Here is a 20,187-nt window from a genome sequence, read left to right as displayed (position 1 = left end):
TTTGAGGGTTACCAGACGCAATTAACGGTACTGGTGCAGCCAACCAAGGCCTTCTGTCGTGGTTGTTTTTGGCTTGTATTCGCAGCCAACCCAGCCTTGATAGCCAAGCTCATCAAGATAATTGAGCACGAATGGGTAATTAATTTCTCCGGTACCCGGTTCGTGTCGGCCTGGATTATCCGCCAGTTGCACGTGTGCGATTTGGCCAATGTTTTGTTGCATGGTCGGCGTGAGATCGCCTTCCATAATTTGCATGTGATAAATATCGTATTGGATAGAAAGGTTATCGCTCCCTACCTCTTTGATGATCGCTTTAGCTTGCTCTGTGGTATTTAGGAAGAAGCCCGGAATATCACGGGTGTTGATCGCTTCTATCACTAAGCTGATTCCTTCTGCTGCTAGCGCGTTCGCCGCGTAATGCAGGTTAATCACAAACGCCGATTGCGCGTCTTGTTGGGTCACACCTTGCGGCACAATCCCGGCCAAGCAATTCACTTGAGTACAACCGAGCGCTTTTGCGTAAGCGATGGCTTTAGGTACACCTGCTTGAAATTCTTCAACTCGTGCTGGGTCTACCGCGATACCACGGTCGCCAGCGTCCCAATCACCCGCAGGCAAGTTAAATAGCACTTGCTGTAGGTTATTAGCATCGAGCTTTGCTTTGATTGCTTGAGCATCAAAGGCGTAAGGGAAAAGATACTCCACACCTTGAAAGCCCGCTTCTGCGGCAGCTTCAAAGCGATCAATAAAATCAACTTCCGTGAATAACATTGACAAGTTTGCTGCAAATTTTGCCATGACTCTGTCCTTATTCTTTATTTGTAAAAATCTGGTTATTTGTAGTAAAGCCTCGCTCTATTGGAGACTTTCCGTAGAGCTAAACCTCAACTCTACGGATACACATGACTTAATGATTACTTGTACGCCAGCGCCGTTGGAGCATCGCCGCGGCTTTCGGCAAGCGGCTCAAATTCATTGATCGCATTGATCTCTACGCCCATCGCAATGTTGGTTACTCGCTCAAGAATCAACTCAACAACAACCGGTACCTTATGCTTGTTCATCAGCTCTTTGGCTTGCTCAAACGCAGCGGCAATTTGGTCTGGTTCACGAACTCGAATTGCCTTACAGCCTAGGCCTTCAACAACGGCAACATGGTCAACACCGTAGCCTTCAAGCTCTGGCGCATTCTGGTTATCAAACGCCAGTTGTACACAATAATCGATATCAAATTGGCGCTGCGCTTGCCGAATCAATCCTAGGTATGAGTTGTTCACCAACACATGAATGTATGGCAAGTTGAACTGCGCACCTACCGCCAGCTCTTCAATCATGAATTGGAAATCATAATCACCAGAGATAGCGACAATATCGCGATCTGGATCGGCCGCTCGTACGCCTAATGCAGCGGGTGTAGTCCAACCTAGTGGACCTGCTTGACCACAGTTGATCCAGTTACGAGGCTTATAAACATGTAGGAATTGAGCAGCGGCAATTTGCGACAAACCAATGGTGCTCACATAGCAAGTGTCACGGCCAAATGCCTTGTTCATCTCTTCATAAACACGCATCGGTTTCATTGGCGCTTCATCGAAATTGGTTTTACGCAGCATGGTCGATTTGCGTTCCTGACACTCGCTTGCCCAAGCATTTCGGTTCGGCAGTTTGCCTGCATCACGCCACTCTTGCGCCACTTCGACCATTAGTTCTAGTGCTGCTTTCGCATCTGAGACAATGCCTAAATCAGGGCAGAACACACGGCCGATTTGAGTCGGTTCAATGTCCACATGTACGAACTTGCGGCCTTCAGTGTAAACATCCACAGAACCGGTATGACGGTTAGCCCATCGGTTACCGACACCAAACACAAAGTCAGAGTTGAGCATGGTTTCGTTGCCGTAACGGTGAGAAGTTTGTAGCCCTACCATACCCGCCATTAAGTCATGATCATCCGGGATCGATCCCCAACCCATTAAGGTTGGAATCACAGGAACACCAGTGATCTCGGCAAACTGTTGCAACAATTCGGACGCGCCAGCATTAATCACGCCACCACCCGATACAATCAGCGGTTTTTCAGATTGAGACATCATGGTTAATGCTTTCTCAACCTGCACGCGGGTTGCTTGTGGCTTATAAGGTTCTAGCGGTTCATAGGTATCGATATCAAATTCAATTTCAGCCAGCTGAACATCAATCGGTAGATCAATCAGGATTGGCCCCGGACGACCCGAACGCATTAAATGAAAGGCTTTTTGAAATGCGCGTGGCACTTGTGCAGGTTCTAGCACCGTGGTTGCCCATTTAGTGACTGGTTTAGCGATAGATTCAATGTCGACCGCTTGGAAATCTTCTTTATGAAGACGAGCACGGGGCGCTTGGCCGGTGATGCATAGAATTGGAATCGAATCTGCAGTCGCAGAATAAAGGCCCGTGATCATGTCCGTTCCCGCAGGACCAGAAGTACCAATACACACACCTATATTGCCTTGATTGGTACGCGTATACCCTTCAGCCATATGGGATGCACCCTCTACGTGACGAGCTAAGACGTGGTCGATTCCTCCGAGCTTTTTCATAGCCGCATACATAGGGTTAATTGCTGCGCCGGGAACACCAAATGCGATGTCTACACCTTCACGTTTAAGCACCTCTACCGCTGCTTCAATCGCTTTCATAATTGCCATTCGAACCTCCAGTTAAGATTGTATACAATTAAACTAACTTTTGTGTACTATGAACCATCCTAGCTATTTATCAACCCCAAAATGAAACAATTTTGTTACATCAACCCATCACATTAAGTACGCACTCATCCTGAAAAGCTTACAATTCATTGCTTTACATAAAATATCTTTACGTAAAAATAAATTACAAAAAGACCAAATGATAAATAAATGTTAAATAACGTTTGCTTGTTTACAATTTCTACAATATAAATATCCTTAAAAAGAGCATTTTGTATACAAAGTGATATCGTATTGTTCAAAGGAGACAACAATGATGAATGACGTAAAAGAGAGAGAAGAAGTACAGTGTATGCAGGTACTCGGGAATATGGACAACTCCGAGTACAAAGAGATCTTGTCTAAAGATGCATTAAAATTCTTAGAAGCTCTCGTCAATAAGTTTGGAGATCGCCGTCATGCCCTGCTAAGTGACCGCGACACAAAACAAGCTCAATATGACGAGGGTGAGCTACCCAATTTCAGAAAAGACACCATTTCCATTCGTCAGAATAAAGAGTGGAAAGTGGCAACACCTCCAACAGAGCTACTGGATCGCCGCGTAGAGATCACCGGGCCTATCGAAAGAAAGATGGTGATCAACGCGCTAAACTCAGGCGCGAAAGTCTTCATGTGCTGCTTTGAAGATGCGTCTTCCCCGACTTGGGCCAATATGGTCGAAGGGCAAATCAACCTAAGAGACGCCAACCTTGGCACCATTAGCTACTTCGATGAGAAGAAGCAGAAGCGTTACCAATTAAACGACGATCCTGCACTGCTGATTGCCCGCCCACGTGGTATTCATTTACCTGAGCAGTCCATTCAATTCAACAATCAGCCTATCGGCGGTTGCTTGATGGACTTCGCCTTGTACTTTTTCCATAACTATCAGTCACGTGCAAAACAAGGCTTAGGTGTTTACTACTACATTCCCAAGCTTGAGAGCATGGAAGAAGCACAGTGGTGGGACGATATTTTCAGCTTCACCGAAAACTATTTCCACGTACCCAAAGGCACCATTCGTGCGACCGTGTTGATTGAAACTCTGCCAGCCGTATTCCAAATGGAAGAGATCTTATACGCCATGCGTGATCATATCGTAGCGATGAACTGTGGCCGTTGGGATTACATCTTCAGCTACATCAAAACGCTGAAAAACCATAAAGACCGCATCTTGCCAGACCGCCACGGGATCGGCATGGATCAAGAATTCCTCAACGCCTATAGCCAACTGTTGGTGCGCACTTGTCACGCTCGTGGCGCATTAGCAATGGGTGGGATGTCAGCCTTTATTCCAGCAAAAGACCCGCAAGAAATGGCACGTGTAACCGCCAAGGTTATCGAAGATAAACAAAGAGAATCTCAGAACGGACATGATGGCACATGGGTCGCACACCCTGCACTGGTTGATTTGGCAATGTCGATCTTTGATAAGCACTTAGATGGCAAAGTAAACCAAATGGATTTCCAAAGCCCAGAGCATGTGATCAATGCAGACTCGTTGCTAAAGCCTTGTGAGGGCAGTCGCGACGAAGTAGGAGTACGTAAGAATATACGCATCGCGCTTTATTACATCGAAGCTTGGATTCAAGGCTACGGCTGTGTGCCTATCTACGGCCTCATGGAAGATGCCGCGACTGCTGAGATCTCAAGAGCCAATATCTGGCAGTGGATCCACCACGGGGTAACACTCGATGATGGCCAAACCTTTACCAAATCACTATTCCACTCTTGGCTTTACCAAGAGCTAGACACGATAAAACATGAAGTCGGAGACTCGCGCTATACAGCAGGTCGATTTGAAGAGACAGCTGATCTTTTCTATCAACTTTCTACAGCCAAAGAGTTCGCTGCCTTCCTAACTTTACCCAGCTATGGGCTATTACAAGAGTCCAGTTAGGACTCTTGTACCGAGCTGAATCAGTCGATGATATTCACAACAAGCGTAATGATTGGCTGACTTAGCTTGGTACACGGCCCCTTGAAAAACTAGGAGATAACATGGGAAGTTTGACTCTACAACAAGCGTTAACCATCATTGATGGCACCTTAAAAGCAGGAAACAAGATCCACACAGAACCTTTGACGGTCGCCGTCTTAGACAGCGGTGGCAAGCTGATTTCTCTGCAACGTCAAGACGGCTCTAGCATGATGCGACCAGACATCGCGATTGCTAAAGCGTGGGGAGCACTCGCACTGGGTTGTTCCTCTAGAAAACTCGCCCAAGATGCTGATAATCGACCAGCATTTATCTCCGCCGTAAACGTACTCGCACACGGAAACATGGTGCCAGTTCCAGGGGGGCTACTGATTCGAGATAAGGATAAAACAGTACTTGGTGCGATTGGGGTCAGCGGTGACATCTCAGACATCGACGAAAGTTGCGCCATCAACGGCATTGGTTGTGCAGAACTGTTCAGTGACGAGATGCTGCAAGCTTAACTCGCCAATTCGCTGTACTTGAAGTTCTTAAACAAGCACAAAAAAACCGAAGCGATTAAGCTTCGGTTTTTATTGAATCTAAAGGAAGATCAGAAAAACTACTCGTACGCGCTCAACCATGTTTTCAGAAGTTGGTTGGTGTTCTTCTTCTGACTCGCAGACAATGATTTAACCAGTTTTTTCTGCATTTCGACATGTTCAGTCATCATTTGGTCAATCAGAATAAGACCATCTTTAGTTAACTGGACACTCACGCTGCGTCTGTCTTCTTTGCTGTGTTCACGACTGATCAGCCCTTTGGCTTCTAGCTTATCAAGGCGATTGGTCATCGCGCCAGATGTCAGCATCATGGATCCAATCAGTTCAGATGGCGTCAGTCGGTAAGGCTTCCCAGAACGTCGCAACGTCGCCAGCACATCAAACTCACCCAGCTTCATGTCGTATTTTTTATGAAGCTCGGCAACTTGCGTCTCCATATACTTGGCAATACGCATAATCCGACCCATCATTGCCATAGGCTCAGTTTCTAGTTCGGGCTTTTCCTTTGCCCATTGCTCTACTACGCGGTCGATAGCATCCATTTGCAATCTCGCTCCGTTGTTAGTCTGATTACTTCAAACTAGTTTAACATAAAGATACTTTACAACCACTAGTTCTCAGTATACAGTTCACACAATAGTTATCTTAACGTAAAGATATTTCAGATGAACATATTATTAGCAATGATCCCCGCGTTCTTTTGGGGAACAACCTATGCAGTGACGCAATTTACGCTACAGGAGTGGCCACCATTATTATTGGGTGCTTTGCGTGCGTTACCTGCTGGTTTGTTATTGCTAGCAGTAAAACCAACACTGCCTAAAAAAGGCGAGTGGCAAATCATTTTCACACTGGGCCTTATCAATATCGCGACTTTCTTTGGCTTGATCTTCGTGATGGCGCTAACGCTGCCTTCGGCAATCTCTGGCGTGGGTATGATCTCTGTGCCAGTGTTCGCGATGATCTTCCACTGGGTAGTGAAAAAACAGCGCCCGCATCTGATTCAAGCCCTTTCGGGTATTGGCTTGATCACCTTAGCGTGGATACTGTTTAACCCAAGCCAAATTGCTCTGAACCCAATCGGTTTAGGCGCAATGTTTGCCGCAATAATGTGTATTGTCATCGGCAGCAGCATTACCAAGTCACTGGGTAACCGCATGCACTGGTGGAAGGTATTAACGTGGCAGTTGATTCTGGGCGGTACGATTTTGTCTGTCGCGTCTGGCGTTCATGCATTCATCGACCCGCAGCCTTATGTTAATGCCGTGACTCATTTCGATACTCGTAATGCTATGGGACTCGTGTGGGTGATTGGCCTAAACACAGCGCTGGGTTACGGCATGTATGTGTGGTTGCTACAACGTATGTCGGTGGTTGATTTCACCTTCGGTGGAATCGCAAACCCAGTGGCTGGCATCGTGACAGGCATGGTGTTAATGGGTGAATCATTCACTGCAGTACAATACTCACTAATGACCGGCATGATAGTGATGTCACTGCTACCACAACTTATCCTTGCGGTAAGACAATTCAAACAAGTTAAGCCTGTTACGCAGTAGACGCAGCCTCTTAAACGTATTGTTCAAAAACGCGCCTCATTGAGGGCGCGTTTTTTGTTGCTACGCTAACAGCAATAACCCAACAGCCATACTCGTTGAGTTGACCATTCCTTAAGTTAAATTAAACCTCACAAAGAACAATTACTTTACTTTAACTATCTAAAGCGAATTTATTTTCTATGAAATAATCATACTAGAGATTTAATTTCCACAAAAAACTCAAATTAGAGATAAAAAGACAAAACTTTTCTCCGACTACCTTTCTATACTGTGCCACGTCATTAAGGCGCTACAAGCCTATGATTTAAAATAATTATTAATGAGTAGTCACCATGAATTCGAAGTCGCTAACTATTTTGCTTTTTGTCTCTGTTTGCTTAATTTGGGGAACCACTTGGTTCGCTATGGAAGTAGCATTGCATTCTATCCCACCTATTTTTGCTACTGCGTTGCGCTTTTTACTTGCAGCACCTCTGCTTGCAGTATTGGCGAAAGTCTTCAACCAACCACTGCTGTTCCCTAAAGGTAAGCGCCAATGGCTGCTTATTGTTGCGCTGATGTATTTCGCGATTCCGTTTACGTTGATGATCTATGGCGAGCAATACATCTCTTCAGGTTTAGCGTCGATCATCTTCGCCAACATGCCTGTGGTTGTGATGCTGATGTCTGGCTTATTCTTAGGTCTACGACTGGCGAAGCACCAGATATTCGGTTTGATTACTGCTGTTGTGAGCCTATGTTTAATCCTTGGCAACGAAATGCAGATGGGTGGCGATGACTACCTAATTGGCACGGTTTGCTTAGGCCTTGCTGTTGCGATTCACGCAGTTATGTATGTGCTGGTTCAAAAGCACTGCAAAGGTATTGAAGTACTAACCTACAACGCCGTACCGAGCCTGATTGCTGCTTTATTCTTATTCGCTGTTTCAGCTGTAGGTGAAAACGTGAATGTTGAATCCTTCACTGGGGATTCAATCTCAGCCGTGGTTTACCTAGGCTTTGTCGCGAGTGTTGGCGGCGTTGTGGCTTACTTCAAATTAGGACAGGTTTCGACCCCTTTCCAAGCGTCTATCTGCTTTTTGATTTTCCCGGTAGTAGCGCTGCTAATATCTTGTTACGTCAACGGTGAAGTTCTGTCTGAACAATCATTGTTTATGATGATCCCCCTGCTTTGCGGCATTTTACTCACCAAGGCACCAAAGGGAATTTTCAAGCTGCGTACCGAATTAAAAACCGTAAGAAACTGATCCGCGTGAAACCTATTTTGCGGATTAGATATACATATCCCACATAAACAAAAAGCTCCAATATCACTATTGGAGCTTTTTGCTTATGTCATAATATCGAGACCAACATTAGCGCCAGCTAAACATTCGCACTTCGTTGCCCTCTTCAGGTTTCTTCGGAATGTTTAAAGATAGCGCTAGAGAAACCACGGCCATCACTGCACCAATATAGAAAACCGTTGCAGGAGAAGACAACCAAATCACACCAAACACCACTGGAATAACGACCGCTGCAATATGATTGATGGTGAAAGAGACACCAGCGGTTGATGCCATGTCAGCCGGATCTGCAATTTTCTGAAAGTAAGTTTTGATCGCTAGTGCCAATGCAAAGAACAAATGATCGACCACGTAAAGTGCTGCCGCCCACTCTGCGTTTTGCACTAAGCCATAACCGACAAATACACCAATCAAACCGACATACTCGAAAATCAGCGCCTTACGCTCACCCACCACACCAATAAATCGACCAATACGTTTTGCGAACAAGAAGTTAAATAGGTAGTTGATTAAGAACAATAGCGTTATGTCAGCTGCCGAGTAACCGAATTTCTCTACCATCAGAAAGCCTGCAAACACGGTGAAGATTTGTCTTCTTGCACCACTCATAAACGTTAGTGCGTAGTAGAGCCAGTAACGCTTTCTCAATACCAGTTTCTTATTTTGTTGGGTCTTAGTCTGAAATTCAGGGAAACCAAAGGTCATCACCAAAACTAAAACCAAACCAATTCCGCCAGTGATGCCATACACCCAAGCAAAGTCGAGTTTGAGTTGCTCTAACATCACCCAAATAGAGCCATAAGTGATTAAAGATGCCAACGCGCCAACGGAGATCATCTTACCTAGCATCTCTGGCGCTTCTTCTTTACTCAACCATTGCAGTGACAAAGACTGCTTCAGCGTTTCAAAATAGTGAAAGCCCGTCGACATTAAAATGGTAGTCAGCAACAATCCAGTGAGTGAGGGGAACAGACCCGTAATCGCGGTGCCTACAGTGAGCATCGCCAGCGATATCAACATGAAGCGTTGTTCACGAATGAATGCCAACACAAACACTACGGTAAACGCTAAGAAACCCGGGATCTCACGCACACTTTGCAGCAAGCCAATATCCGCACCATCAAAGTTCGCCTTCTCAATCACGAAGTTATTAAGTAAAGCCATCCAGCTCGAAAACGCGATCGGTACAACAATCGAAAGCAATAATAAAAAGTTTTGCGGCGTTTTCCAACTCGCGGTTCTATCGAACATTTACGGACTCCTGTTCGTCTAATTGAGTGAGCACTCGTAAGGTCAACTGCTCAGTATAAGGGTTAATCTTCCAATGCTCTGGGCTCCAGCCTTTTACGAAACGTTGGAAATCGGCCCACGCCACGTAAAACATTGGTCGCCATGCTGCTTCTACCTCATCAAATGAAAGGTGTGGCTGATAGTACGCCAATGCCTCTTTCAAGTAGTGGAAGTAAGCATCTAGTACTTCTGATTCAAGCTCTGCGCAATCTTGTGGCCTAATCGCGCTGCTCATGAACAAGGCGACGTCTTTCATCGCACAGCCGTAACCCACATATTGGAAATCGACCGCAGCTGCTCGCTCGCTTTCAGAATCAAAACAAAAATTGGCGAGCTTGGCATCGCCATGTACCAAGGTTTGATATGGACATTCTTTTAGTAAACGGTCGATGTGCTTGGCTTGGTTCTTCAATGGTAAATCAGCCAAGGCATTGAGCTCATCAGGACGTGTATCTAGATGCCAATAAGTACCGACTTGCCACAATGATGACAACTGCTCTTGATTGATATTGATATGCTTTGCGTGAAAGTTAGCGAGCCATTTAAGGCAAGCATCGCGTTGTTTTTGCTCTTCTCGTGTGTAACTAGGTGCCTGATAGTCAGAAGCAGCAAGAACATCAAAATGAGAGGTTAACGGAAAACCTATATCCGCTAAGTCTTGCATCACAATCAGCCACTCATTCTCTTCTAGTTCACATTGCAGCCCAACAGGTACAGGGCAGCGCTCATCCCATTGTTGGGTGAATGACTGATACCAAGCTGTTTCCACTTGGTAAGAGTGTACCTTTCGTTGGTGAGAGAGTTTGGTATTCCAACCCTTTGGGTGTTCAGCTTTATCTGGCAACGCGACATGTTTAACAATCACACTCTTGAGTTCCGCACTGCTTTCTTGAGAAAAGACTAAGCGAACTAACTCGCCATATCCACCCCATAGGCGTTGAATCACTTGGACATCAAACCCTTCATGACAACCCAGCGAGGTCGCTATTTTTTGATAAAGCTCATTTTGATAAAACTCTTGTTGATAAAGCTCTGGCTGATTTTGACTTGAACCCGCTTCAGGTTGAGCTCGATTATTCGACGATATTGATTGAGACATATTACTCGTTGTTATGCTTTATCGGATAGAAGGTGTGACCACTGTGGCTGCCTATTCATGTAGTGAACCACATAGCTACAAACCGGCACAATTTTGAAGCCCGCTTGTTCAATTTCAGGCAATACCGACTCCATCATCACCTTCCCAAAGCCCTTGCCTTGCAGTTCATCAGGAATGCGTGTCGACGTGATATGTAGTACATCTCCGTCCTTTTGATACTTAACGACCGCGAACTGGTTGGGTTCTAACTCTACCGTGATCTGGTTCACTTCTTGATCCCATTTTACTGCCTGCATTCTCAACTCCTGCAAATAATGGATACGACAAACAATAAAAGTTTGAAGTATGAGTTCCTTGTAATAGACTAGCGCAAGTGCATATAAATAAAACTAAGTACTTACAAACACAGCAAATAATTCAGTGCAATCGGCTTAATATAAAATCAGAAATGATAAAAGGCACTCTATAAATCTATGTGAGTACGTCCACTAAATCTAGCACGTAATAACCCCTTGTTAGCAAGTTACCAGTATAACTAACAGACGCATGTTGGCGCATGGAGAACATATAATGAACGCACCCCTGAAGAAGCCTTTGGAGCATAATCAGGCACTTCAAGACCCTCGTAATCGCACCGTTTCCACTATCAATAGCACTGATGCACTGGCCATGATTGAGCACGGCAGTGAGCTGACATTAAATGTCTCGACTCCCGTTGGCACGAAGTTTCTCGCCACCACCAAGTTTATCGGAACGCACAGTGATAACTGTATTGTGGTTGAGGTTCCCGAGGTATCCAATGAAGATCTGAACTTTTTCTTTCAAGAAGGTTTTTGGATGACCGCTCGTGCGTATTCTCTACGAGGTGAAGGCGCGCTTATCCACTTTAGAAGCCAAATTCACCATAAGATTGGTGAACCCTTCCCTATTCTAGTGCTGTCTACACCAAGCACGATGCAAGTGACACAGCTACGTAAAGAAACACGCTATGAAGTGAATCTGGCTTCAAGAATCATCTTCAACGACCAGCGAGCAAACTGTGAGATACGAGATTTATCGAAAAGTGGTTGTCGTTTCGTTACCTCGCCGACCTCTCGTGCGATTCAGATTGCCGATCGAGTGTCTATTGAGATAACCCCTGAGAACTACAATGGCCCACTGATTCCGCCACTGCGAGGCATCGTCTGTAACCTACAGAAATCGACGCACTACGCTCGATATGGTGTTGAATTTGATGATATTGGCCGAGCTAACGCCAAACACTTGTTGGCAAAACTGAAGTTCGATGGCACCAAGCTTTGCTTACGAAATGGGTAACGCCTTTTAACACGCGACTTTCACCGAATACAGCAAGCTGACCAAATACAAATAGCTCACTGGTAAACCAAATCGTAACCAACAAAAAAGCCATCGACTCTAGAATCGATGGCTTTTGCGTTTTAGCTGTTTATCTGTTTGTTTATCTATCTATTTAGCAAATAGTTTGTATCTAGATATTCAAACTATTTGCGCAGTGCGTTCAGTTTAGCTTGGGCGATACCAAAGATAGTATCAATTGGATAGCTACCCTCATCACTTGCTTCACCAGCGGCTTTGCCTGTGAACAGCTCAATCGCCTCTGTTACATGGTCAATCGCCCAGATATTAAACTCGCCCTTTTCAACCGCTTTCACGATATCGCTGCGTAGCATCAGGTTGTGAACATTTGAACGCGGGATGATCACCCCTTGTTCGTTTGAACGCCCTTTGATTTCACACACATCAAAGAAACCTTCAATTTTCTCGTTCACACCACCAATAGGCTGAGACTCACCAAACTGGTTCATCGAGCCTGTAATCGCGATGTCTTGACGGTTTGGCTGCTTAGAAAACGCTGACACTACCGCACAGAACTCGGCCATACTCGCACTGTCACCATCGACGCCACCATACGATTGCTCGAAGGTGATGTTAGTGGTGAGCGGGACTTTGGCTGTCTTACCAAATACGGAAGAAAGGTAAGCCGACAAGATCATCACCCCTTTTGAGTGAATACTGCCACCTAGGTCTACGTTTCTTTCAATATCAATCACTTCACCATCACCGTAAGCGGTGGTTGCCGTGATTCGGTTCGGCGCACCAAACATATGATCCGTCGTGCTGAGTACAGACAGCGCATTCACTTGCCCAACCGCTTGACCATCAACATGGATTAGCGTTGTGCCGTTAGTGAAGGTTTCCATCACGCTGTCTTGCAGTCGTCCGACACGCATCTGTTGGTTAGATAACGCTTGGTCAACGTGCGTTGCACGAATCAGGTTCGATTTTGAGCCTCTCGCCACGTAGTTTGATTCACGAAGCAGATTAGCAATGTGAGCAGAGTGCAGAGACAATTTACCTTGGTCACCCGCCTGACGAGAGCTGTGCTCAATGATGCGAGCGATCGCTTTACGGTCACAATGCAGCATGTTGTTGTCGTGCACGATGCTCGAAATAAAGCGCGCGTAATGCATTTCAGAATCGGGAGTACGCTTCATCTCATCTTCAAAATCGGCCGTTACACGGAACAGTTCACCAAACTCTGCATCGTAGTGTTGCAGCAGTTGGTAAGTTCGGTAATCGCCAAACAGGATGATCTTAACATCCAATGGAATCGGTTCTGGATCAAGCGATACCGCCCCCGTTAAGGTCACCTCTTTTTCTAATGAAGTGAAGCTCAATTGACGTGAACGCAGTGCTCGTTTCAAGCCTTCCCAAACGTACGGCTGCTCAAGTACCTTCACCGCATCCATCAGTAATACGCCACCGTTGGCTCTGTGTAAGCTACCTGCGCGAATCAATGAGAAGTCAGTAAAGACAGTACCCTTGAACGTCGCCGTTTCTACATAGCCAAACAGAGAGTGATAATTTGGATTCTCTTCCACCACGATCGGCAGAGTCTCCTCCTTTTGGCTCACAATCACATTAACCTTGTAGCGACGCGGCATTTTCTTATCCAAAGAGGCCGTTGCAACTTCTGCTTGCTCCGTGCTCTCTTCTAAGAAGATGTCAGCGTTGTCGACAATGTCTTTACGCAGTGCCGTTAGGTACTTTTTGATGTCTGGATATTGGCTGTAATCCTTCTTCAATTGCTTGATGAAGTGCGTGATCACGTCTCGCGCCGTATCATCATTCAGTTTTTGAATTTTCTCAGTGTACGTTTCTTCAAGTTCCGTCAACTCACGAGAAATGGTTCGCAGACCGACTTCCAATCCATCAATGGTTTTATCGAACTGGTCTTGCTCTTCCGGCGAAAGCAGATCAAAGCTCTCTTCGGTATGAAGATCATCGCCATTCATTGCCACAAACTGGTAATCACCCTGAGTGGTGATCGTCAGGCTAATGCCCTTGTCTTTCGCTTCTTGGCTAATGCTTTCTAACGCGGCTTGTTGCTTAGCTGCTAATTGGTTTTTAAGCCTGTCAGCACGGCTAAAGTACATCTCGTTATCAAACGCTAGAGGCATACCTTTCAGCAGTTTACGCATCAATTTTTCAATATCTTGCTTTAAGCTGCTGCCAACGCCACGCGGCAATTTCAGTACCTTAGGTGTACGAATATCTTCAAAGTTCGCGATATAACACCAATCAAAAAGCTCCTGCACTTCTTGAGGGTGACGGTTCAGATAGCGCAAGATCATGGTGCGTTTACCCAGACCATTTCGCCCTATCGCATAAATGTTGTAACCCTTTTCCTTGATTGACATCGCGAACTCAACGGCTTTTTGTGCCCGTTCCTGCCCGACGATTTCGTCAATTGGAGCCAGTTCTTTGGTCGACTTACATGGTAGCTTATCTAAATCCGCTACCTGATACAGCTGTTCTGTATTGAGTCTTTGCATCGCCATCGCCGCCTCCTTAGTCCTTCATTACTTGGGTGTAGATAAAATCAGTGTAGATGTAATTTCCTACAAATTTAGTGACTTACGCTACACAGCTGTTCAACTGAACAAATAACACACAATTTAAGCCATTTTTAGGAATAGCTCGTCATTTAATTCACCAACTTAACATGTGAATGATTTTAATTTGCAATTGATAATAAATATCATTAACATTTTCTGATATTATAAATTGAGGATGTGGATATGGAAATTGAACGATGCTGGATGCACTACCTAAAAGCTGAACAGTTAATGGAACAAGGTCACTGGCCTGAAGCACAGCGCCTGTATGGTGATGTTCTAACCTCACTTCCTCATCACATCCAAGATGCAGCATACCAAAGCGATATTAAGCCTTGCCAATTTGCCTGCCTGCTTGCCGGGTTGAGAGACGCAAGTGTCGCTCAATCAGAGATACTCAACCGATTAGGTCAGCATCAACAAGCCTTCGATACCTTGAATCAATCTTACGCTCTGATGCAATTTATCTCTCTGGAGAACACTGAGCTGATTCAACGTACCTTTGGATTATTGGAAAAGCAGAGCGAAGGTTTGCTCAATCACCTGATCGCTTTTTGCAGCGCTCAGCGCAGTTCGCATTGGATGCTCGAACTAGAACAAATTCAACGTGCTCATCACCATTTTGGGCAACTTAAAACAACGTCAGAAGTTCAATCTTCACCTAATGTCTTAAATTGATAAGGATATATCATGTCGGACCGGGCTCTTCTTAAAGTCAATAACCTCTCCGTTAGCTTCAAAACCAACGATGGAATCGTTGATGCGGTGAAAAAGGTTAACTTTACCCTTAAATCCAGCGAAACCTTGGCCATTGTTGGTGAATCAGGTTCTGGTAAATCTGTCTCTTCCAACGCACTGATGCGTCTACTTCCAGACAACGCCATTATTGATCCGCAGTCTCAAATTGAGTTTGAAGGCGAGTCTGTTCTCGAAAAATCAGAGCGTGAAATGCAGTCGATTCGTGGCGACAGAATCGGCATGATCTTTCAAGAGCCGATGACATCTTTGAACCCATACCTGCGCGTCGGCATTCAAGTGGCAGAAGCTATTATGTGTCATCGTAAAGTGTCAAAGTCTCAAGCCAAACAGCGAGTGATTGAGCTGTTTAATCTTGTGCACTTGCCAATGCCAGAAAAGTCGTACACCAAGTACCCTCACGAATTTTCGGGTGGTCAGCTGCAACGCATCATGATCGCAATGGCGCTGATTAATGAACCGGATATCCTGATTGCTGACGAGCCTACAACTGCATTAGATGTAACGGTTCAAGCTGAAGTGCTTGCTCTTATCAAAGAGATCCAAGGCAAGATGGGAATGGCAATTTTGTTCATCACCCATGACTTAGGTGTGGTGAAACACTTTGCAGACCGCGTGCTAGTGATGTGTAAAGGTGAGCTCGTAGAAGAAGGGATGACTCAATCTTTGTTCGATAGTCCTAAACATGATTACACAAGAATGCTCATTAACTCGATTCCGAAAGGCGCTAAGGTTCCTGTTGAGGCGACAGCCCCAGAACTATTGTGTGCTGACGACATCCGAGTTCAGTTCTTGGTGAAATCACACTTTATCAAGAGTAAAAGCCAGTACTTCGAAGCCGTAAAAGGCATTTCGTTGAATCTTAAGCAAGGCGAAACGCTAGGCATTGTTGGTGAATCTGGTTCAGGTAAATCAACCCTTGGACGTGCATTAATCGGCTTGCTGCCGAGTACCGGACGTATTGTTTACAAAGGCCAAGACGTTAGCTTATTAAATGATAAAGAGCGTCACAAGCTCAAGAAAGATGTCCAAATGGTGTTCCAAGATCCTTATGGTTCTTTATCACCACGCATGACAGTTGGGGAAATCATCACCGAAGGCTTAACGGTGCATCAACCTCATCTATCCAAGCAAGAACGTTTAGAAAGAGCGCGCAAAGCATTGATTGAAGTTCGCTTAGAGCCGAATTCAATAAACCGTTATCCACATGAGTTCTCTGGCGGGCAAAGACAACGTATCGCGATTGCTCGCGCACTGATTCTAGAGCCCTCTTTCATTTTGCTGGATGAACCGACTTCAGCACTCGATCGCTCAGTACAACTGACCGTGATTGACCTGCTGAAAGACATTCAAGCCAAGCACAATATCGGCTTCCTGTTCATCAGCCACGATCTCTCGGTAGTGAAAGTACTGTCGGATCGCGTACTGGTGATGCAGAAGGGCGAAGTAATGGAAGAAGGGTCTGCAGAAGAGATTTTCAATGCGCCGAAAAACAACTACACCAAGAAATTAATCGCTGCGTCATTCGACTTAGAAGATAAATCGAAAAAAAATGCCGCATAAAGGGAACTAATCAACATTAACAGCGTCTTATAATTACATTCTGAATAATCTCCTAATGGATTGAAATCTAGAATGGATATAGCAAAACTGGTTTGGCCGCCAAAAGAGAAATGTCGCATGGATGCGACATTTTTCGTTTCTGGCGTATATGAAAAATCAACTCAGTGATTCGCGCCAGTGATTCGAACCAGTGATTATGAAGGTTTGCTAAAATTAACGGACTTTAAACAGAGTTCGCTGGTAGTCGTCATAGTCGAAGAGCGGCTTAGTTCAACTCGTTTTTGGACAAAAGTGTTTTAGTAACATTGTTAACCTAGCAATCAATAAGTTAGCTAAAAAGCCACAAAGATGACTAAGTTCATCAATTGAATTCCTCTACTCTGGAGCACCTATCATTGTGTTGTTAAGTTGACGTTCTATTTTTCTGCACCTACGACGTCTTTTTACTTAACTCATCATCTACCGGGTTATAGAGTTCACCGGCCAACACTTTCTCACGTTCAGTCTTTTTTATTCTTTGCTTTTATGAAAGCGCTCGAAGTCATAATATTAATGATTTTACTTTTTGGTCAAAAACGAGCTATTGACATTTTTTGCAATAGCTCGCTTGATTTTAAGCGGGGTATTTAAGGCTTTCCCCTCGACTCGCTATAATGTCCTTATACCAATGGAAAGAAGCTTTTTTCTTTCTGTCTAGGTTGTTTTGATGGTCTACATAAATGAAGCCATATTGCTTTTTATAGCCATTCAGCCAACTGAGTAAGTCAATTGCAGACCATGCATAATAACCTTGAATGTTCACACCTTCATCAATGGCTTTTTTTACAGCCACTAAATGGTCATTAATGAAGTTAATTCGAGGAATGTCGCATATCTCTCCCTCAATGATTGGGTCTTCATCACCGAGGCCATTTTCAGTGATGTACATAGTGACATCACCATAATAGTCTTTGAGTAGTCTCAAACCATCAACAAAGCCTTCCGGTGAAATCTCCCAACCCCACTTGGTGTAACGCTTATCTTTCATTGATACGCTGCGGTATTCACCATCAAAGCTTGGGTTGCCAGGAGCACCTGTGGCATTTTCTCGTGAATGCTCAACGTGTTCTGCTTGGCCTAGAATTCTTTCTACTCGTACGGGTTGATAGTAGTTCAAACCAATAAAATCGTTGAGTGGAGCAGCTTGGGTTAATGCGAGTCTTTCTTCCTCAAGTATTTCAGGCATCCAGCCACGCTCTTCAAGAATCTTCAAAACATAGTCAGGGTAGTGACCTTTCAAGATAGGGTCATAGTACCAGTTGATGCCGAATTGATTTGCGTGACGCTCTGCCCATTTGTTGTCGATGCTATCGTCCACTGAAAAAGCAGGAGAGAATACGTGGCTTAAGCCGATATCACCATATTGATTTAGCTCTTTGTATGCGAGTACTGCTTTCGCATGTGCTGAAAATACATTATGAGTGGCTTGAAAGTAGAGCTTAGGCTCATCCTTAATACCTGGTGGATGGGCGCCAGCAAGGTAACCATGACCACAGAAAACAACGGTTTCATTGAAGGTTATGAAGTGTTTAACACGGTCCCCAAATGCTTCAAAACAAACTTTGGCATAGTTAACAAACGCATCAATGGTTGCTTTATTCGTCCAGCCGCCTTGTTTCTCTAGCTCCAATGGTAAATCCCAATGGTATAAAGTCACAAATGGTACAATGCCGTAATGTAAGCATTCATCAATAATGTTGTTGTAGAAATCGATGCCTTTTTGATTCACCTCACCAGTACCGTTAGGAATAATTCGAGGCCAAGCGATAGAAAAACGGTATGACTCTAGCCCCATTTCTGCCATGAGTCTAATGTCTTCTTTATAACGGTGGTAGTGATCTACAGCTAATTCACCCGTTGTATTTTCAAAGGTTTTGCCTGAGATTTTAACGAATTCATCCCAGTTACTCGGGCCCTTACCGTCTTTATCGATTGCGCCTTCTATTTGATAAGCGGCAGTGGCTGCGCCAAACAGAAAACTGTTGGAGAATTTCATAGTCTTTTCCTAGTTTAATTGAATGCTTGGAGCGTAGGCTCCAAGCATTCAGACTGGTTATGCAGTGTGTTTAGAGATAAGAGCGTTGTACCAATGGAAGCTTGCCTTTTTAGAACGTTTCATCTCTTTTAGGTCAAACTCTTCACGGTCAACATGAATAAAACCATAACGTTTAGCACAACCTTGGTGAGTACTGACTAGGTCAATTGCAGACCAAGGACTGTAACCGAAGACCTCAACACCATCAGTGATAGCAAGCTGAACTTGGTCAATATGTTGCTGTAGATATTCGATGCGGTAGCTATCATCAATTGAACCGTCAGCTTCGACGGTATCAAAAGCACCTAGACCGTTCTCAGTCACAATAAGAGGTAGAGCATAACGCTCGTAAATTTCACGCATTGTGGTACGGAAACCAACAGGGTCAATCTCCCAACCAAACTCGTTTTTCACTAGGTTCGGGTTCTCAGTACCACGGTAAGCACCGACTTCACCAATCGTGATTTGTTGGTCGCCCGTTGAGTTGATGTCGCTCTCATCACCAGTACTTTCAGCAACGGTTTGCGAGTTGTAGTAGTTAAAGGCGATAAAGTCAGGCTTAGCTTGAGCCATAATGTCCATATCGCCGTCTGCAATCTCTGGTGTTGCATCACGTTCTTTTAAGAATCGCATCGCTGTTGGGTTGTAGCGACCATAAACTGCCATATCTAGGTATAGCCAGTTACGAATTGCCGAGAACGTGTTCGCTGCAAGAACATCTTCTGGTTTTGAAGATGCAGGGTAAATCGTTGAAATATTTGGCGCAGGACCAATTTTAGCTTGAGGAAGCATATCGTGACAAAGTACCATTGCTTTGGCTTGTGCTAGCAACATGTGGTGGTTTTGTTGGTATAGATCTTTCACCGGGTTCTCACCGCTAACACTCTTGGTACCAATGGCATCACCGTGCAAGATCATCATATTTTGTTCATTAATTGTTAGCCAGTACTTAACACGGTCACCGTACAGCTCGAATAGTGTTTTAGAGTACAGTGCAAACGCATCAACAGTGTCACGATTTGACCACCCGCCTTTTTGTTGTAAAGCGTATGGTAAATCAAAGTGATAAATCGTTAGGATAGGCTCAATATTGTGCTTGATCAGTTCGTCGATTAAGTTGCTGTAAAACTCCACGCCTTTCTGGTTAATTTCACCGTCACCATTAGGGAAGATACGCGTCCAAGCCACAGAGAAGCGGTATGCTTTCAAGCCTAGCTCTGCAAATAGTGTTACGTCTTCTTTGTAGTGGTGGTAGTGGTCACTGGTAACTTTAAAATCTGTTGTACCCTCGACAATTGGAGCCATATCGATAACTGATGGTCCTTTACCGTCTTCGTTCCAAGCGCCTTCAACTTGGTAAGCTGAGGTTGACGCGCCCCAAAAGAAATCGGTAGGGAAAGGAGTTAGATTCTTAGGTTTCATGTTTATCTCTT

The 20,187-nt window shown here is 44.7% G+C and carries 16 protein-coding genes; 7 read left to right on the top strand and 9 right to left on the bottom strand.

Translation table 11 applies throughout. The features are described from left to right. Positions 1 to 21: 21 nt before the first annotated feature. Both hyi and gcl read right to left on the bottom strand, forming a co-directional pair. Positions 22 to 798, bottom strand: a complete 777-nt coding sequence (hyi, locus tag AB4323_RS04555; RefSeq protein ID WP_108092570.1) for a hydroxypyruvate isomerase — start codon at positions 796 to 798, stop codon at positions 22 to 24. 116 nt (positions 799 to 914) lie between these two features. After that, positions 915 to 2,687, bottom strand: a complete 1,773-nt coding sequence (gene gcl / locus AB4323_RS04550) for a glyoxylate carboligase (protein ID WP_108110672.1) — start codon at positions 2,685 to 2,687, stop codon at positions 915 to 917. A gap of 313 nt (positions 2,688 to 3,000) precedes the next feature. Here gcl and aceB point away from each other — a divergent pair, with 313 nt between their 5' ends. Beyond that, the gene (gene aceB / locus AB4323_RS04545; RefSeq protein ID WP_372151741.1) at positions 3,001 to 4,626 is read left to right on the top strand and encodes a malate synthase A; all 1,626 of its coding nucleotides are present in this window, start codon (positions 3,001 to 3,003) and stop codon (positions 4,624 to 4,626) included. A gap of 101 nt (positions 4,627 to 4,727) precedes the next feature. Continuing rightward, positions 4,728 to 5,168, top strand: a complete 441-nt coding sequence (locus tag AB4323_RS04540) for a heme-binding protein (RefSeq protein WP_008220964.1) — start codon at positions 4,728 to 4,730, stop codon at positions 5,166 to 5,168. 98 nt (positions 5,169 to 5,266) lie between these two features. On the opposite strand, the gene AB4323_RS04535 is transcribed toward AB4323_RS04540, so the two are convergent. Further along, on the bottom strand, positions 5,267 to 5,749 hold the full coding sequence (locus AB4323_RS04535; protein WP_017054932.1) for a MarR family winged helix-turn-helix transcriptional regulator: 483 nt from the start codon (positions 5,747 to 5,749) through the stop codon (positions 5,267 to 5,269). Positions 5,750 to 5,872: 123 nt separating this feature from the next. Between AB4323_RS04535 and AB4323_RS04530 the strand changes: the two genes are divergently transcribed. Both AB4323_RS04530 and AB4323_RS04525 read left to right on the top strand, forming a co-directional pair. Continuing rightward, complete coding sequence (locus AB4323_RS04530) at positions 5,873 to 6,766, top strand: DMT family transporter (RefSeq protein ID WP_372151739.1); 894 nt, start codon at positions 5,873 to 5,875, stop codon at positions 6,764 to 6,766. Positions 6,767 to 7,098: 332 nt separating this feature from the next. Further along, positions 7,099 to 8,013, top strand: a complete 915-nt coding sequence (locus AB4323_RS04525; RefSeq protein WP_372151738.1) for a DMT family transporter — start codon at positions 7,099 to 7,101, stop codon at positions 8,011 to 8,013. Positions 8,014 to 8,121: 108 nt separating this feature from the next. Here AB4323_RS04525 and AB4323_RS04520 read toward each other — a convergent pair whose 3' ends face one another. Genes AB4323_RS04520 through AB4323_RS04510 form a run of 3 tightly spaced genes read right to left on the bottom strand, consistent with a single transcriptional unit; the run spans position 8,122 to position 10,737 of the window. After that, positions 8,122 to 9,303 (bottom strand): MFS transporter, encoded by a 1,182-nt coding sequence (locus AB4323_RS04520; protein WP_372151736.1) that lies wholly within the window; start codon positions 9,301 to 9,303, stop codon positions 8,122 to 8,124. Then, the gene (locus AB4323_RS04515) at positions 9,293 to 10,441 is read right to left on the bottom strand and encodes a phosphotransferase (RefSeq protein WP_017061579.1); all 1,149 of its coding nucleotides are present in this window, start codon (positions 10,439 to 10,441) and stop codon (positions 9,293 to 9,295) included. The genes AB4323_RS04520 and AB4323_RS04515 overlap by 11 nt, the downstream gene beginning before the upstream one ends. An 11-nt stretch (positions 10,442 to 10,452) precedes the next feature. Next, positions 10,453 to 10,737 carry a GNAT family N-acetyltransferase gene (locus tag AB4323_RS04510; protein WP_004732803.1) on the bottom strand — a complete coding sequence of 95 codons (285 nt, stop codon included), beginning with the start codon at positions 10,735 to 10,737 and terminating at the stop codon, positions 10,453 to 10,455. Positions 10,738 to 11,011: 274 nt separating this feature from the next. Between AB4323_RS04510 and AB4323_RS04505 the strand changes: the two genes are divergently transcribed. Next, positions 11,012 to 11,758, top strand: a complete 747-nt coding sequence (locus AB4323_RS04505; protein WP_017065025.1) for a flagellar brake protein — start codon at positions 11,012 to 11,014, stop codon at positions 11,756 to 11,758. A 185-nt stretch (positions 11,759 to 11,943) separates the two neighbouring features. Here the strand turns inward: AB4323_RS04505 and AB4323_RS04500 are convergent, their stop codons facing one another. Beyond that, a complete protein-coding gene (locus AB4323_RS04500) occupies positions 11,944 to 14,304 on the bottom strand; it encodes a Lon protease family protein (RefSeq protein ID WP_372151734.1) in 2,361 nt (786 codons plus the stop codon). A gap of 240 nt (positions 14,305 to 14,544) precedes the next feature. Between AB4323_RS04500 and AB4323_RS04495 the strand changes: the two genes are divergently transcribed. Then, positions 14,545 to 15,039, top strand: a complete 495-nt coding sequence (locus AB4323_RS04495; protein WP_017068585.1) for a hypothetical protein — start codon at positions 14,545 to 14,547, stop codon at positions 15,037 to 15,039. A gap of 12 nt (positions 15,040 to 15,051) precedes the next feature. Beyond that, the gene (locus AB4323_RS04490; RefSeq protein WP_372151732.1) at positions 15,052 to 16,680 is read left to right on the top strand and encodes an ABC transporter ATP-binding protein; all 1,629 of its coding nucleotides are present in this window, start codon (positions 15,052 to 15,054) and stop codon (positions 16,678 to 16,680) included. Between the two features lie 613 nt (positions 16,681 to 17,293). On the opposite strand, the gene AB4323_RS04485 is transcribed toward AB4323_RS04490, so the two are convergent. Both AB4323_RS04485 and AB4323_RS04480 read right to left on the bottom strand, forming a co-directional pair. Beyond that, positions 17,294 to 18,715: a glycoside hydrolase family 1 protein gene (locus tag AB4323_RS04485; RefSeq protein ID WP_102332271.1), complete on the bottom strand. Its 1,422-nt coding sequence runs from the start codon at positions 18,713 to 18,715 to the stop codon at positions 17,294 to 17,296. Positions 18,716 to 18,772: 57 nt separating this feature from the next. Then, positions 18,773 to 20,176 (bottom strand): glycoside hydrolase family 1 protein, encoded by a 1,404-nt coding sequence (locus AB4323_RS04480; protein WP_102428152.1) that lies wholly within the window; start codon positions 20,174 to 20,176, stop codon positions 18,773 to 18,775. Positions 20,177 to 20,187 lie beyond the last annotated feature (11 nt).

The organism is Vibrio sp. 10N.261.52.C11 (assembly GCF_041471405.1).
In the GTDB taxonomy this organism is placed as follows: Bacteria; Pseudomonadota; Gammaproteobacteria; order Enterobacterales; family Vibrionaceae; genus Vibrio; species Vibrio crassostreae_C.
Note: the sequence above shows the minus strand (reverse complement) of the source record. Positions and strands in the feature narration are given on the sequence as shown.